The sequence below is a fragment of the Nitrospira sp. Kam-Ns4a genome, assembly GCF_965152595.1.
In genome coordinates, this window is record NZ_OZ224218.1 from 1,945,590 (window position 1) to 1,958,748 (window position 13,159).

Here is a 13,159-nt window from a genome sequence, read left to right on the forward strand (position 1 = left end):
CGCTAAGGAGCCCCGGCCGCCGTCTCAATCAACTGAGGGAGATCCGAGATTTTCTTCGCAACGACATAGTGCCAGCATCCGTAGGCTCCGTCGGCATTGACGGCAGCCACCCACCGTTCAGCCGCCGCCCGCTTGATATCCTCCAACGGATCAAACCCCTTGGTTTCCAGGATCACGTATCTCGCAGGAGGGGACTCGAGCCGAATCAGAAAGTCGGGCACGTACTCGTGCATTTGCCCGTTGTGCAGATAGGGGATCGCGAACCCCAAGCCGGTGTTCTTCACAAAGGCCTGGACCGCCTTGTGTCGATCCAGATAGTAGGCTGCCGACTGCTCCCATTGCTTCGTATCGGCGACAACGTAATTCACGTGACTTTTGACCACTTCCCGCACCTCGCGGCTTGTCCAGAAGTCGACATCCGCGGTCGAACCGGGTCCGCGGGTGGATTCATAGCGAGGCACTTCGGGGGCTTCACCGTGGGAGGTGTCGGGGCGGATCGCATCCAGCAGACGCTCGGTGAGCCAGCCGTAGTAAGGGGCGAGAAATAGATCTTTCAGGTCCGCCGGCGGCTGTGCTTCCACTTTCTTTTCAAGGTATTGTTGAACGATCTTCGCGACCTGCGGAAAGAGAGTATGAGCCGCCACATTGCAGTGCTGCTGAGCAATGTAGTCCTTCGTGAGCGTTCGAGCCAGATCGAAGATGAGCTCTTGGACGCGATGCTTGGCCCGGAATTCGGTTAACTTCACTTCATCGAGGCGTCCCGGCCCACTCAACGAGAGTCGCCCTTGGTTGTTGATATGCAGCCCCTTCATGTCCACTTCGGGTGGAATCCGCCCGGGCTCCAGCACCATCGACGGGACTTGCGACCAATCCACGGTCACGCGATTGCGAATCGCCTGCGTGTACCCTTCCACGCGAGGGAATTTGATTTCATATTGGGCCTTGCTCGGTAGCGCATGTACGTGATAGCGACGAACCCGAGGTTGCGAGTGCCCCTGAGGCGAGGCCTTGAAGGGAATCACCTCGAACGGCACCCCGAACACTTTGGCCACCTCCTCGGAGAATTTCCCATTCTCCCCGAGCGCATAGCTGCTTCGCCGGAGGGCCCGCCCCACCACCTGCTCGCAGAGCAACTGGGACATGAACGGCCGTAAGCCGATGATGTGCGTCACCGTATTGCAATCCCACCCTTCCGTCAGCATGCCGACGCTCACGATGCACCGCACATCGCGCCCCGGCGGGTGAAGGGGGCGATTGAGCTTCTTGGCCAGTTCCTCAAAGCCTTCCGGATACATCGGCTTTCCTAAGCGATCGGTAGGCCACGCGGTTTTGCCAACTGTATCCAGCGTGAACCGCATCCAGCGTGTTTCGTCGCTCTTGGCTTCGCCAGTATCCGTTTCATGCACAACCCTGGAATCCACGCGGATCGTGTTCAGGGTGCCGTTGCGGTTCTTGAAGCCTTCGATCTTCACGGGAGGGATGCCCATCGGCGGTCGATCCTCGGCCAGCCATTCATACATCACTTTGGCGATCTGTGTGTTCTTACACACCAGGATAAAGACCGGGGACCGTGAGTGCTCACGATGTTTGGCCCACTCTTCACATTCTTTTTCCCACAGGGCGCCCAGCATAGCGATGGGATGGTGCGCATACTTCAGAATCGCCTCGGGCTTGGGGTTCGCCCGTTTGCCCCCGCGTTCAGCCGGAGTCAGTTGCGGAAGAATCCAGTGCCAGATGTTGAAGTATCCGGGGATCTCTTTTCCCGTAGTGTCGCGTACCGCAAGCTGGGGAATTTTGACGAGGCCCGACTCGACCGCGTCAATCAACCCGAAATCGCTCACGACCCACGGGAACGGCCGGTTCGTGGCCTGGCCGACGCGTCCAAGAAAATACGGCGTCGCGGACAAATCGATGCAGAAGTTGATACCGCGAAGTTTCTGGATACGATCCAGGCCGTCGATCCAGACCGTGGCCTCTTTGAAGAACTCCTCGGCTTCTTCCTCTTCGCCGAAGAGGTCTTCCTCGTCTCCCTCGGGCTCTTCTCGCCTGATTCGGTAGGCGTGATGGGCCTCATCGTTCATGACCAGAATGTTCTGTTTCCCGCCGACCTCCCGGCCCAGAATCCGGTTCACGACGGACGTGTCGCTCTCGACATAGCGGAAGGATTCCACGAACACCTTCTGCAGGTTTCCGTCCTTATCCCGCTGCGCATCGAGCACCGTCAGCAAGCCGGCTTTCACCTGGTTCTCCAAGTCTTCGAGGGTGACATACCGGCTTCCCCGCGCGGTCGTCGTCTTCGGGCCGATCGTAATGGTCTCCCTCGTTCGCACCGGAACTCCGGCCTTGGTGACCTTGGCACCGACGCCGCCGACCTGAACCGTTTGGGGCTCGAAGACATGCCAGTTCGTCACCAGGACCCGTCCTTGACACAGCAGAGGCATGAAGTGAGGAGGCACCAGGTCGCGAGTCCGGTACAGGCTCGCCTCGCCTTCTTCGGGGTCCAATTCCCGGAGGCGGTTCCGAATCGTGACGTTCGGGCAGACGATCAGCACCACGTCGGAAAACCGCGCATCGCGTCGGTCACTGACTTTGTTGAGGATGCTCCAAGCAGCCAGCATGCCCATGACGGTCGTCTTCCCGGTGCCGGTCGCCATCTTGCAGGCGTATCGTGGGAATCCCGCGAACCCCTGCGCTCGCTTATCCTCGCTCGCGTCCTCCTGCGGCACCGCGAGGCCTTGCCGGAAATCGGCCCGCGCCTCGGTGAGGAAGATAATCGTTTCCGCCGCTTCGAGCTGGGCGAAGAACAGGGGAACCTTGCGCCCTTCGCGTCGCCAATAGGTCAACAGCTCGTGCGTGGTCCTGGTCACGCCGCCTTCCCCGCGCAACGCCAGCGGCAGCCATTCTTTCAGGCGGCTCCGGATGAGATTGACGAGCTTCAGCTCGACCGCGGTGCCCACCCCGCGCCCGGCCTCGGTCTCCGGCTTGGCTTTCGGATCGCGATAGAAATACATCGCGGGGCGTCGTCCCGGACGACGCTCCGGGGGTTCCCCTTCCACGATGTGCCAATGTTCTTGGGGTTCGTCGTAGGGCGAATTGAGGATCGGCTCAGCAACTTCGAAGGCGCTCATAGCCCAAACGCCCGTTGAATCGCGTCGAGTTTTTCAATGACCTCGGGATGGACTTCATCCGGCTGCATGGCGGCGGCAATTTCATTGAAGCGCGTGTACGGGAAGCCGTGCAAGCCGGCCGCGTCTAAGATGGGGGGAATCACATCGGTGCGGGCTTTTCTCTGCTGCAAATACGCGTCCACAAGGGGGTGTGTGGCGAGCGGGTTTTCAAGAAAATCCCGTGTAAAGGTTTTTTCTACCTGAATCCGGCGCCAGGTAATGACAAGATCCTCTGCTGACGCGCATTCTCGGGCCGCTGGCGCCCCTTCGGGGGAGTTGAGCGAAAGCTATCATTGTGTTAGCTTTGGCTCAAATGCCGCGGGGGCCCCGGAAGCTCACGATCAGGTTCGGTGCCGCGTCGCTGACGCATTACGGCGGCGTCTACCTGCTGCATCGCTTCTTGTCCCGGATTGGCTTCAAGGACGCGATCGCCCGACATGTCCGAGTGGTCCAGCGGAACAACCGGTACAGCATGGGCGAGATGCTGCTCGCCCTGCTGTACCCCATGATCCTCGGGCTCGAACGGATCGAAACCACGCAGTTGCTGCGGCAGAATGGCGTATTCCAGTCTCTCACCGGCCTGCCGAGCTATCCAGAGGCGACCACGCTCCGCCGCTTCCTGCTGCGGGTGGCCCCGACGGCGCTCCCGAAGGTGCGCGCCCTGCACGACAGCTTTCTGCGCCGGATGACCGTTCGGCCGCGGCCCCCGACCCGGCTGATCTTGGACGTGGACTCCACCGTGCTGGTGGTCTATGGCCGTCAGGAGCAAGCTCGGATCGGCTACAACCCGGTCAAGCGGGGCCGGCCGTCGTATCACCCCTTGCTCTGCTTCGAGGGACAGACCAAAGATTTCTGGCACGGCGAGTTGCGGCCAGGGGATGCGCATACCGCCAGCGGGACGCTCGACCTCCTCGCGGCGTGCTTCGCGAAGATCCCGGCCGGGGTCCGGTTGACGATTGTCCGCGCGGACAAAGGGTTTTACGACCACAAGCTGATCGAGTGGCTGGAAGAACACAGGGCCCGATTTGTGATCGTGGCTCGCCTGACCGCCCCGATCAAGCGCAAACTGTCGGGTCTGCGGTACGTCAGTCCCAGTCGAGGCATCGAGGTGGCCGAGTTCCGCTACCAGCCTACCCGCTGGCCCCATCCCTGTCGGTTCGTCGTGATCCGTCGCCCGCAGGCCGAAGAGCCCACCGCCCAGCTGACACTCTTCAAGCTCGGCAAGTACCACTACCAGGTCCTCGTCACGAATCTCCCGTTGCGACCCCTCAACCTCTGGCGGTTCTACAACGATCGCGCCGGAGTCGAGTTGCTCATCAAACAGCTCAAGGGAGATTACGCGTTGGGCAGCATTCCCACCCGTCACTTCTTTGCCAACGAGACCTACTTCCATCTTCTTCTGCTAGCCTACAACCTCGTCAACTGGTTCAAGCGACTCTGCTTGCCTCTGGAATTCCAGAACGCCACCCTTCAGACCTTGCGTCAGCGGATCCTCTCCATGCCCGCCCAGTTGCGGCGCGCTCGCAATCGTCCCACCCTGACCTTACCGGCCAGCGGCTATCGAGAGGCCGCGTGGAAGTACGCCCTGCATCAGATCCAGCGACTTAGGCTGTGACGCCCGCGCTTTTCACGCCGGATTCAGGTTCTATATAGGCCAGCATATCCCTGCGCGCCTGTTCGGACATGGCTCCAGGTCCTACCTGTCGCTCAATAAAGCGTTCTAGGGTCTTTGGATGGATTAAGTAGCTTTCAATTTCATACCGCTTCCAGCGAACCCGCTGCAGACCGGTTCCGGTGATCGGAGTCTCAGGTACCCTCGGGTCATCATCGCCGTCTAAGAGAATGAGGCCCGGCAAATCATCGCGCACCAAACGGAGGGCTTCGTAATGATGTTGAGCCTTGATACCGGCGGCACCCGGCCTGGGCTCCCAGACACATGGTCTCCAGAACAGTCGCGTGGTCAGAGTTTGATAAGCCGGATGCCTTAGGAGCTTTGCCCATTCGATGAGTAGATTGATGTCCGTATAACCTTCGACATAGAGAATTCCAGGTGCTTCCTTGGCCAACATAATATCGGTATGGCTGAGGATCCCGAGAGAATTGGCGAGCCGGTCGCGGTCAACCACGGATTCCAACAGCTTGGGACTGTCAAGCAGCATGCAGAGTTCCCGAGGCTCCACGGAGTTGATGATGACCTCGGAATGGGTCGAGATGATCAATTGTGAGCCGGTCTTGGCGGCAACCGACCGCAGTTCCCCATAGATCGCATCCTGCAAGATGACATGAAGATGTGCGTCGGGTTCATCCAGCAGCAAGGTCGAGCCTGGCCGCGCATGGAGGAATGTCAGGAGCATGAGGACCTGCTGAAAGCCGCTGCCGGCACTGGCGATATCGAGGCGAGGTCCAGAAGGACGGGACCTATATTCGGCAATGATGTCAGGACCTGTGGCTTCGGGGGGAAGAATGTCGTAATCAAACAGCCGCTTGATGGAATCCGACAACGCGGTCCAAGCAGAGGACTGATGGGCCTCGACCAACAGATTCCGGATCACGTCACCAGGTTTTCCCAGTCCGAGCAATTGGTCGACTTTCGGGCGTTGATAGACTGGTTCAGCCGTGCTCAGTCCGGTCATTGGCGGAACGAACACGGTTCGAAGCTCAGCTCGACGGACAGTGGCGGGATCGGCATCCGGCTTCGGGCGCACATACATCTGCTCGGTGCTGTCCGCGATCAGCTCCATCGTGACCGTCCAACCCTTTGCGTGTCGGATTTCAATTTCGATCGAGCCCGAATACGACCTGTTGTTCCACAGCAGGTCGAAGGCTCGCAGTGGAACGGCAGAGAACGCCTGGCGAGCAATAGGTGCCTTGGCATAAGCGCCTCTGTGACGCTGGTAGTCGTTGAGTTGCTTCCAGCGGTTGATCGCCAAGTTCCAGGCGGCGATGGCTTGGAGCACAGTGGTCTTTCCGCAGTTATTAGGACCAGCGAGCACGACATGGCCGGGGAGATGGAACGTGACGTCCCTAAATCGCTTGAACCGCCGGATGGTCACTCGCTCGATCATCGTCCGGCCTCGGAGAGGTTTTTTACCACCAGCAATTCGTTCCCCCGGTCGTCAATCACTTTGACGGCAATCTGCCTGTGCTCACCGGGGGCGAACGGTGCGCTCACGGTGCCGGGGAGATGGTCCCACACGCTCTCCTCGTACTCCGCCTTCAGCGCCTTCTTGAGATTCTCCCAGGCGCTGGTGCGGGGGAAGAAGGCCTGGCACACGTGGAAGCACAGGTCGTTGTAGTCGGTGTCCAGAAACCAGGCCGGCACGTCGTCCCCCCGGCGATGGGCGACCTCCATCGTCACCGGATCGAACACATCCAGTCCCAGCAACTGCACCTGATAGAGCGGTGCGCCGCTCTTGCCTTTCTCCTTGAGCCGTTTCACCTCGACTTCCGGCAGCCCGCACACGCTGAAAATCTGGCTCGACCGTAGGTTCTTGAGCAGGTCGCCCATCATCAAGTCCGGCGTGGCCTGGACATAGGTCGCGGGCACGCCGAAGACCTTCTCACAATGCGCGATGTCTCCCGCGCCTTGGCCTCGATCGCAAACCCGATCACATAGAGATGCGTGTAGCTCTTGCCGTAGGCTTCGCGGGCCGCGCTTTCCACGAGCTTGGTGCTCACGGCGCCGTTCTCGGGACCAAAGACAAAGGCGACCGGTTTGTCGCCGCCGTTCGTCACCAGGGCTTCCGCCGACAAAGACAAGGTCTTCGCCGGAGGCCGGATGTTTTTCAGCGTGACGGTCTTGTTGCCTTCCAGTCGCAGCACCGGGCTCTTGCGGAGGACCTCCAGCATGCGGTCCACGAAGGAGCCGTAGGATTCAGCCACGACACTGGCGCCGGAGTCCTCGACGCCGTTGCCTTCCCAATCCACCGGCGTCGGGATCGTCGCCTCGACGCAGAAGGGCCCGCTCACGCGGGTGATGCCGTTCACGACTTCCGGCCGATCCACGAGCACCTCTTCCTGCGGCGGCTCGTTGTTGGCGATGGACTTGAGCGTAATGTGCGGGACGATCCCGCCGACCTCTTCGCCCTTCTTGTTCTGCTTGCGCTTATAGACGAATCCACCGGCCGGCCCGCGGGAGTCGTCCTTCAGCTCGTACCAGGGGAAGGTGGCGGTGAGGAGGCGCTGACGCGCGAGGGCGAGCGGGACCCGGCTCGTGTCGATTGTGATCCAGCGCCGGCCCCACTGCTCGGCGACATAGGCGGTCGTCCCGCTGCCGCAGGTCGGATCGAGCACCAGATCGCCGGGGTCGGTGGTCATGAGAAGGCAGCGCTGGACAATTTGGGGGTTTGTCTGGACTACGTAAATAGGGTCGGAAGCTCCACCCAAACTGTCCCACCAATTCGACAAGGGAACATAACCAAAGTCGTCGAGGTAACGCTTGAAGCGAAGCTGACCTTCGCCAGCCAAAAGCCGATTCGACTCAGCGAGTCGTGTCATACCAGGAACTGAACCGTCATCCGTGCGAACCGTCGTCTTAAAACAGCTCCCCTTTGGTGGCGAGTATTCCTTTCCCTTGAACTTAAACGGAAGACTCTGGTTCTTTCGTTCGCCTCCGCTCGTGAGCGGGTTGGAGGCGAAGAGACGTGCGCCAGGGTAATTGGAGAATATTTGCTTTGGGAACAGGCGATAGTCGCGAAATTCACCTTGTGGGTCTGGCATCTCCGCAATCGGGAACTCACGGCCGTCCGGCAATTCGACCATTTTGAATTCGGAGATTGTTTCAGCGTCCAGTTCGCGCTTCACAAAGTACGGTCGGAATTTTGTCCGACCTTCTACTCTCGGACTCTTTCCGTACCAGAGCAAATAGTCGTTAACCGGGTCCATGAGGGAGCTTTTTTGACTACCCTTCTTCTTTACCGCGACCGTTATGATGAAACACTCTGCCCCGAACACCTCATCCATCACCTCGCGCACGTGGTGCAGGTTCTCGTCGCTGATCTGGACGAAGATGCTGCCGCTGGGGGCCAGCAGTTCGCGACAGAGCAGCAGCCGGTCCCGGAGATACGTCAGGTACGAGTGCAGGCCGAGTTCCCACGTGTCCCGGTAGGCCTGGACCATCTCCGGCTCGCGGGTCATGTCCTCGTCGTCGTTGTGCGTCACGTCGCGCTTGCGGACGAAGGGCTGGAAGTTGCTGCCGAACTTCACCCCGTAGGGCGGGTCCATGTAGATCATCTGCACCTGCCCGCCGAGCCCTTCGTAGTGCAGCAAGGAGTTCATCACGACCAGCGAATCGCCCAGGATCAGCCGGTTGGTCCAGTTGTCCTGATATTCGTAGGCGTTCAACACCTGGTCGGTGATCGAGTGCTGCGGGTCGCCGAACAGGTCGAACATCGTCTGCTGCTGGTCGCGCTTGTGTCCGGCCAGCGTCTCGACGATGGCCTTGGTGGAGAGCCGCTCGTGAATGAAGAGCGGCAAAGTGGGGACCTCGAACGACAGCCGCTCGGCCTTCCCCGCCCAGTTGAGGAACGGTTTCGACAGCGCCTTCAACTTCGCCGCGGCCGCCTTGGCTTCTTCCAGCGTCTTGGCGTCGAGCATCTGCTGGATCAGCGCCTCGCCCTGCTCCCGCGCCGGGTTTTGCCCGTCCCACTCCAGGGCAGGCGAGAGGGAAGAGTCATAGCGGTAGGTCTGGGGCGGCTTCTTCTTTTTGAACTGCGCCTGCGTGCCCACCTCCGGCCGCATGAGGCTTTGCGCCTTAGGATGCCGATACGTCGCCGTCTGGTTTGGCTGGGTTGTTCCCTTCCGGTTCGGCATCCGCGCTCCCCTGCGATGCGTTCCTTTCCCGGCCATGAAGCGACAAGCCCTCCAATGGAGGTCCTGAGACTCCTACGCCGATTTGCAAAAGAAATCAACGGGGTTTCGGTTTGTTGACGGACTGGCGGGTTGATTCTGCGGCTTGCAGGGCGGGCTCCGTTTGCTATACTCGGCCCAGCCACCTCTTTGCTCGTGAGTCACGCATGACGAATCACGCATCTTCCAGACGCCGTGGCGTCGTGCTCGTCGGGCACGGGGGCGTGCCCAAGGACTTTCCGCGGGAGCGGCTGACCCGGCTCAAGGCGCTGGAGGCGCAGCGGCGCGGTTCGGGGCGCGGGCCCTCACCCGAGGAGGTCGAGCTGGAGCGGGCGATCCGGACCTGGCCGCGGACGCCGGAGACCGATCCCTATCAGGCGGGCCTGGAAGCGCTGGCCGCCGCGCTCGCGCCGCTCCTCGACGGCGCGCGCTTCGCGCTGGCCTACAACGAGTTCTGCGCGCCCTGCGTGGAGGAGGCCGTCGAGGGCCTGATCGCGGCCGGCGCGACCGAGATCACGGTCGTGCCCTCAATGTTGACCCCCGGCGGCAGCCACGCACAGGAAGAGATCCCCGCCATGCTGGCGCAGCTCCAAGCCAGGTATCCGGGCGTGGTGATCCGCTACGCCTGGCCCTTCGATCTCGCCGACGTCGCGCGCCTGCTGGCGCAACAGGTCGCCCGGTTCGAGCGTTCCGGCTGGCCCGCCGCTCAGAACCGCGTCACGCTGGAGAAATAGAACTCCCGCACCTTCACGGCCGGCACGAGCATTTTCACGCTCTCGACCGTCTGGGCCTCGATGGGACCCGTGCAGGCCTCGACCTGCGCGAACGCCCGAAGGGGGCTCTCGTGGAAGCGGAAGTTGCGGACCGGCGCGGCCAGGCGGCCATCCTCGATCAAGAAGGTTCCGTCCCGCGTCATCCCGGTCAGGGTGAGGTCCGTCGGATTGACCATCCGGATGTACCAGAAGTTCGTGACGAGGATGCCGCGCTCGGTCGTCCCGATCAGGTCCTCGACACCGGCCGCGGCGGCGTCGCCGGACAGGACCGGCGCGTCCAGCGTCGGAATCGGGGCGACGCCGTGCTGGCGCGCGGTGAAGCGATCGTAGAGGAGCTGCTTCAGCACGCCCGACTCGATCCAGGTCGAGGGCAGACTGGGGAGGCCGTCGCCCGTGAAGCCAGCCCCGAGCAGGTCCGGATGCTCCGGCTCGTTGCGGAGCGTGAGCCGGCGGTCCACGACCGGCTGGCCGAGCCTGTCAGCGAAGGGGCTCGTCCGCCGGTCGTAGGCCTTGGCGTCGAGCTGCCAGAGGAGCCAGCTCCACAGGCCGACGACGGCGGCCGGCTCCAGAATGACCGTGTAACGGCCGGCCGGCAGATCCTTCGGTGCCTCGGAGCGGATCGCTTTCTCGATCGCCGTCCGCGTCCGGCCTGCCACGTCCAGCCGATCGAAGGACCGGTGCGCCGTCGCGGCCCAGCCGGTCGCGCCGTTTCGGGCCGCGGTCACGCTGAAGCGCGCCTCGGTCCGCGGCTCGTAGGCGAAGAGGCCCGTGTTGGCCGCCAGGGCGACGACGGAGACCGAGGAGGCGACGAGGCCGGCCGCCGCGAGGGCGCGCTCCTGGCACAGTTCGATCGCCGTCCTTGCGTCTGCGAGGCGGCGGGCCGGCCCGCCCGCCGCCGTCTCCGGACGCCAGGTCGGGGGGGAGGGGTACGTCTGCGGCTCGACCGGCGGGAGGTACTCGGGGTCCGGCGGGGAGACCCGCGCGACGGCCTCGGCGCGCTTGAGCGCGTCCTGCACGCCGCCCACCGTGAGGTCGCTCGTGCTCGCGGTCCCGTGCCGCTGCCCGAAGGCGACTGTGACGGCGAGCGTGACGCGGCGCTGGTTCACGTTCTGCACGACCTGGTTGTTGGCGAACCGGGTCGCGCCCCCGTGCTGGTCGTGGAGCGCGACGAGCGTGTGGTCCCCGGACGAGTGTTTCAGGATCAGGTCGGCGAGGAAGCGGAACTCCTCGCGGCTCGTCAGCTTGACGGCGGGATCCGGGCGCTCGACGTTCATCCGGCCTCTCCCCGGATCACCGCTACGTTCCGGAACCGCGCCGGCGCAGCGGCGTGGGTCATCCAGCCGGACTGCCCCGGTTGGCCCTTGCCGCAGGTCAACAGCCCGTAGCGCCGCCGCCACTCCGGTCCGGCCACCCCGTCGCAGCTCGCCCAGAACTCCGGCGTGATTCCGTGGTAGATCACGTCGCGGATCATGTGGGTGCGCTTGCCGTGCTCGATCAGCCAGCAGGCGTCCCCGCCGAACTGGAAGTTTTCCCGCCGCTGGTCAATGCTGAAGGAGCCCTGGCCCTCGATGTAGATGCCGCGCTTGACGTCGGCGAAGAGATCCTCCAGCGAGCCCCGGCCAGGCTCGAGGCCAATGTTGGCGATGCGGACGATCGGGACGCTCGCCCACCCGTCGGCCCGGCAGCAGCCGCGGGAGCGCGGCTCGCCGATCTGCGGCGCGACCTCGCGGTTCGTGCAGTAACCGACGAAGAGGCCCTCGCGGACGATGTCCCAGCGCTGGCAGGCGACGCCGTCGTCGTCGTAGCCCGTGGCGGCCAGCGTCTCTGGCTCGGTGTTGTCGGCGACCAAGGTCACGTGCGGCGAGCCATAGCGGAAACGCCCCAGCTTCTCGGGCGTCAGGAAGCTGGTCCCGGCGTAGTTGGCCTCGTAGCCCAGCGCGCGGTCCAGCTCGCTCGCGTGGCCGCAGGTCTCGTGGATTGTCAGGCAGAGGTGCTCCGGGTCGAGCACGAGGTCGTAGCGGCCCGGCGCCACCGGCGGCGCCGTGACCTTCTCGACCGCCTGCGCGGCGACGCGCGGCGCCTCCGCCAGAAAGTTCGCGTCGGCGATCAACTCGTACCCCTGGCGCAACGGGGGTACGGCGAAGCTGCGGGAGGCGAACCGGCCGTTGTGCACCGCGGTCGCCTCGAATTCCCCGTGGACCGCCAGGAGGTCGAAGTCAATCCACGAGCCCTCGGTGGAGGCGAAGAGCTTGAGGTCGCGGCGGGCCCACAGGGTCGCGCGGCTGCGCGCGATCCCCGGTTGCCGGTGGACATATTCCATCAGGTCGAGCAGGAGCTGCGCCTTGTCCTCCAGTGGGACCGTGAACGGGTCAATCCGCCGCGGCGTCACCACGGTCGCCTGGTGGACCGGCTCGGGGGCGAGCCGGACCGGCTGGCGTGCGAGGGTCGCCGAGCCCTTCGCGATCTCGACGGCGAGGTCCGCAACGCGCGGGACCTCCTCAGGTGAGAGGATCGCGCTGGCCGCAAAGCCCCAGGCACCCTGAGAGAGCACGCGCACGCCGAAGCCGCTGTCGCGGCTGTCGCGGGTGGCGGCGATCCGCCGGTCCTCACCCCGGATCGTCTGCGTGATGCTGGCGACAAACCGAATGTCGCCGTATTCGACGCCGGCCGCGCGGAGGCGCGCCAGCGCCAGCTCGGCCAGCTCGTTCCAGTCAGGGCTCCTCAACCGTCAACTCTGCTCTTCCGCCCGCGGCCTGCGTGGGCCCCGTGGCCGCTCCGCCTCGACTGCCCGCTGGCAGGCCTCGCACAGCTCGCCGTGCTGCTCCGTCATGAAGGTCTCACCGATCTCGCCGCAGCGCTCGCAGATCATAGGCGCACCTCCGCGATCAGGCTTGAGGCATAGAACAATGCCCGAAAGCCTGTCAAGCCTGCGAGTTAGCCCTTCAGGATAAGGCGGCTATCCTTTTCTGACAGTCCCGGCCGAGCCCCTGCCCGCCTCCGTCGCTGGCGCCCGCTTCGGTTGATCTCCGCGAGCTTCCAGGAAATCGAGTGCTTATGCGTCTCGGGCTTCGTCGGCGCGGTCTGGTCCGCCGTCTGGTATCGCCCTTGCTTCTCTCTGGCGGGCGGTGAGTGAGGAGCAAGCAGCGGGAGTCTGGATGTCGGGGGGAGAACCACCACCAATAACAGGAGGAGAGGGCCATGGCGTGGGGAATCTTGATGGCGGCGGTGGCGCTGTTCGGCATGCTGGGGCTGGCCGTCGCGTCAGCCCGGATGGAGCGCGAGACGACCGAGGTCCCTGAAGCGCGGACGGAGGAGCGCGCGGTCAAGAAAGCGGCGTAGCCGGGACGGACGGGCCTGTGCCACCCGTCCGAA

General features: G+C 63.4%; 11 protein-coding genes. 3 read left to right on the forward strand and 8 right to left on the reverse strand.

Annotated elements, in window-relative coordinates; translation table 11 throughout:
- Nucleotides 1-2: 2 nt before the first annotated feature.
- Nucleotides 3-3,128, reverse strand: coding sequence for a BPTD_3080 family restriction endonuclease (locus tag ACWHYQ_RS09700; protein WP_447975484.1), 3,126 nt, complete (start codon nucleotides 3,126-3,128; stop codon nucleotides 3-5).
- Nucleotides 3,125-3,310: a hypothetical protein gene (locus ACWHYQ_RS09705; protein WP_447975485.1), complete on the reverse strand. Its 186-nt coding sequence runs from the start codon at nucleotides 3,308-3,310 to the stop codon at nucleotides 3,125-3,127. Before ACWHYQ_RS09705 ends, ACWHYQ_RS09700 begins: the two co-directional genes overlap by 4 nt.
- A 170-nt stretch (nucleotides 3,311-3,480) precedes the next feature.
- Between ACWHYQ_RS09705 and ACWHYQ_RS09710 the strand changes: the two genes are divergently transcribed.
- The gene (locus tag ACWHYQ_RS09710) at nucleotides 3,481-4,782 is read left to right on the forward strand and encodes an IS1380 family transposase (RefSeq protein ID WP_447972544.1); all 1,302 of its coding nucleotides are present in this window, start codon (nucleotides 3,481-3,483) and stop codon (nucleotides 4,780-4,782) included.
- Here the strand turns inward: ACWHYQ_RS09710 and ACWHYQ_RS09715 are convergent.
- Genes ACWHYQ_RS09715 through ACWHYQ_RS09725 form a run of 3 tightly spaced genes read right to left on the reverse strand, consistent with a single transcriptional unit; the run spans nucleotide 4,772 to nucleotide 8,978 of the window.
- Nucleotides 4,772-6,232, reverse strand: a complete 1,461-nt coding sequence (locus tag ACWHYQ_RS09715) for an ATP-dependent nuclease (RefSeq protein WP_447975486.1) — start codon at nucleotides 6,230-6,232, stop codon at nucleotides 4,772-4,774. The genes ACWHYQ_RS09710 and ACWHYQ_RS09715 overlap by 11 nt on opposite strands.
- Nucleotides 6,229-6,714, reverse strand: coding sequence for a hypothetical protein (locus ACWHYQ_RS09720; RefSeq protein WP_447975487.1), 486 nt, complete (start codon nucleotides 6,712-6,714; stop codon nucleotides 6,229-6,231). Before ACWHYQ_RS09720 ends, ACWHYQ_RS09715 begins: the two co-directional genes overlap by 4 nt.
- Nucleotides 6,678-8,978, reverse strand: a complete 2,301-nt coding sequence (locus tag ACWHYQ_RS09725; RefSeq protein WP_447975488.1) for a site-specific DNA-methyltransferase — start codon at nucleotides 8,976-8,978, stop codon at nucleotides 6,678-6,680. Before ACWHYQ_RS09725 ends, ACWHYQ_RS09720 begins: the two co-directional genes overlap by 37 nt.
- 203 nt (nucleotides 8,979-9,181) lie before the next feature.
- Between ACWHYQ_RS09725 and ACWHYQ_RS09730 the strand changes: the two genes are divergently transcribed.
- Nucleotides 9,182-9,748, forward strand: coding sequence for a sirohydrochlorin chelatase (locus ACWHYQ_RS09730; protein WP_447975489.1), 567 nt, complete (start codon nucleotides 9,182-9,184; stop codon nucleotides 9,746-9,748).
- Here ACWHYQ_RS09730 and ACWHYQ_RS09735 read toward each other — a convergent pair.
- The 3 genes from ACWHYQ_RS09735 to ACWHYQ_RS09745 are packed head-to-tail and all read right to left on the reverse strand — an operon-like array spanning nucleotide 9,721 to nucleotide 12,656.
- On the reverse strand, nucleotides 9,721-11,061 hold the full coding sequence (locus ACWHYQ_RS09735) for a TldD/PmbA family protein (protein ID WP_447975490.1): 1,341 nt from the start codon (nucleotides 11,059-11,061) through the stop codon (nucleotides 9,721-9,723). The genes ACWHYQ_RS09730 and ACWHYQ_RS09735 overlap by 28 nt on opposite strands.
- Complete coding sequence (locus tag ACWHYQ_RS09740) at nucleotides 11,058-12,512, reverse strand: TldD/PmbA family protein (protein ID WP_447975491.1); 1,455 nt, start codon at nucleotides 12,510-12,512, stop codon at nucleotides 11,058-11,060. Before ACWHYQ_RS09740 ends, ACWHYQ_RS09735 begins: the two co-directional genes overlap by 4 nt.
- Nucleotides 12,513-12,515: 3 nt before the next feature.
- Nucleotides 12,516-12,656, reverse strand: coding sequence for a hypothetical protein (locus ACWHYQ_RS09745; protein ID WP_447975492.1), 141 nt, complete (start codon nucleotides 12,654-12,656; stop codon nucleotides 12,516-12,518).
- Between the two features lie 329 nt (nucleotides 12,657-12,985).
- On the opposite strand from ACWHYQ_RS09745, the gene ACWHYQ_RS09750 reads away from it, so the two are divergent.
- On the forward strand, nucleotides 12,986-13,126 hold the full coding sequence (locus tag ACWHYQ_RS09750; RefSeq protein ID WP_447975493.1) for a hypothetical protein: 141 nt from the start codon (nucleotides 12,986-12,988) through the stop codon (nucleotides 13,124-13,126).
- Nucleotides 13,127-13,159: the final 33 nt, after the last annotated feature.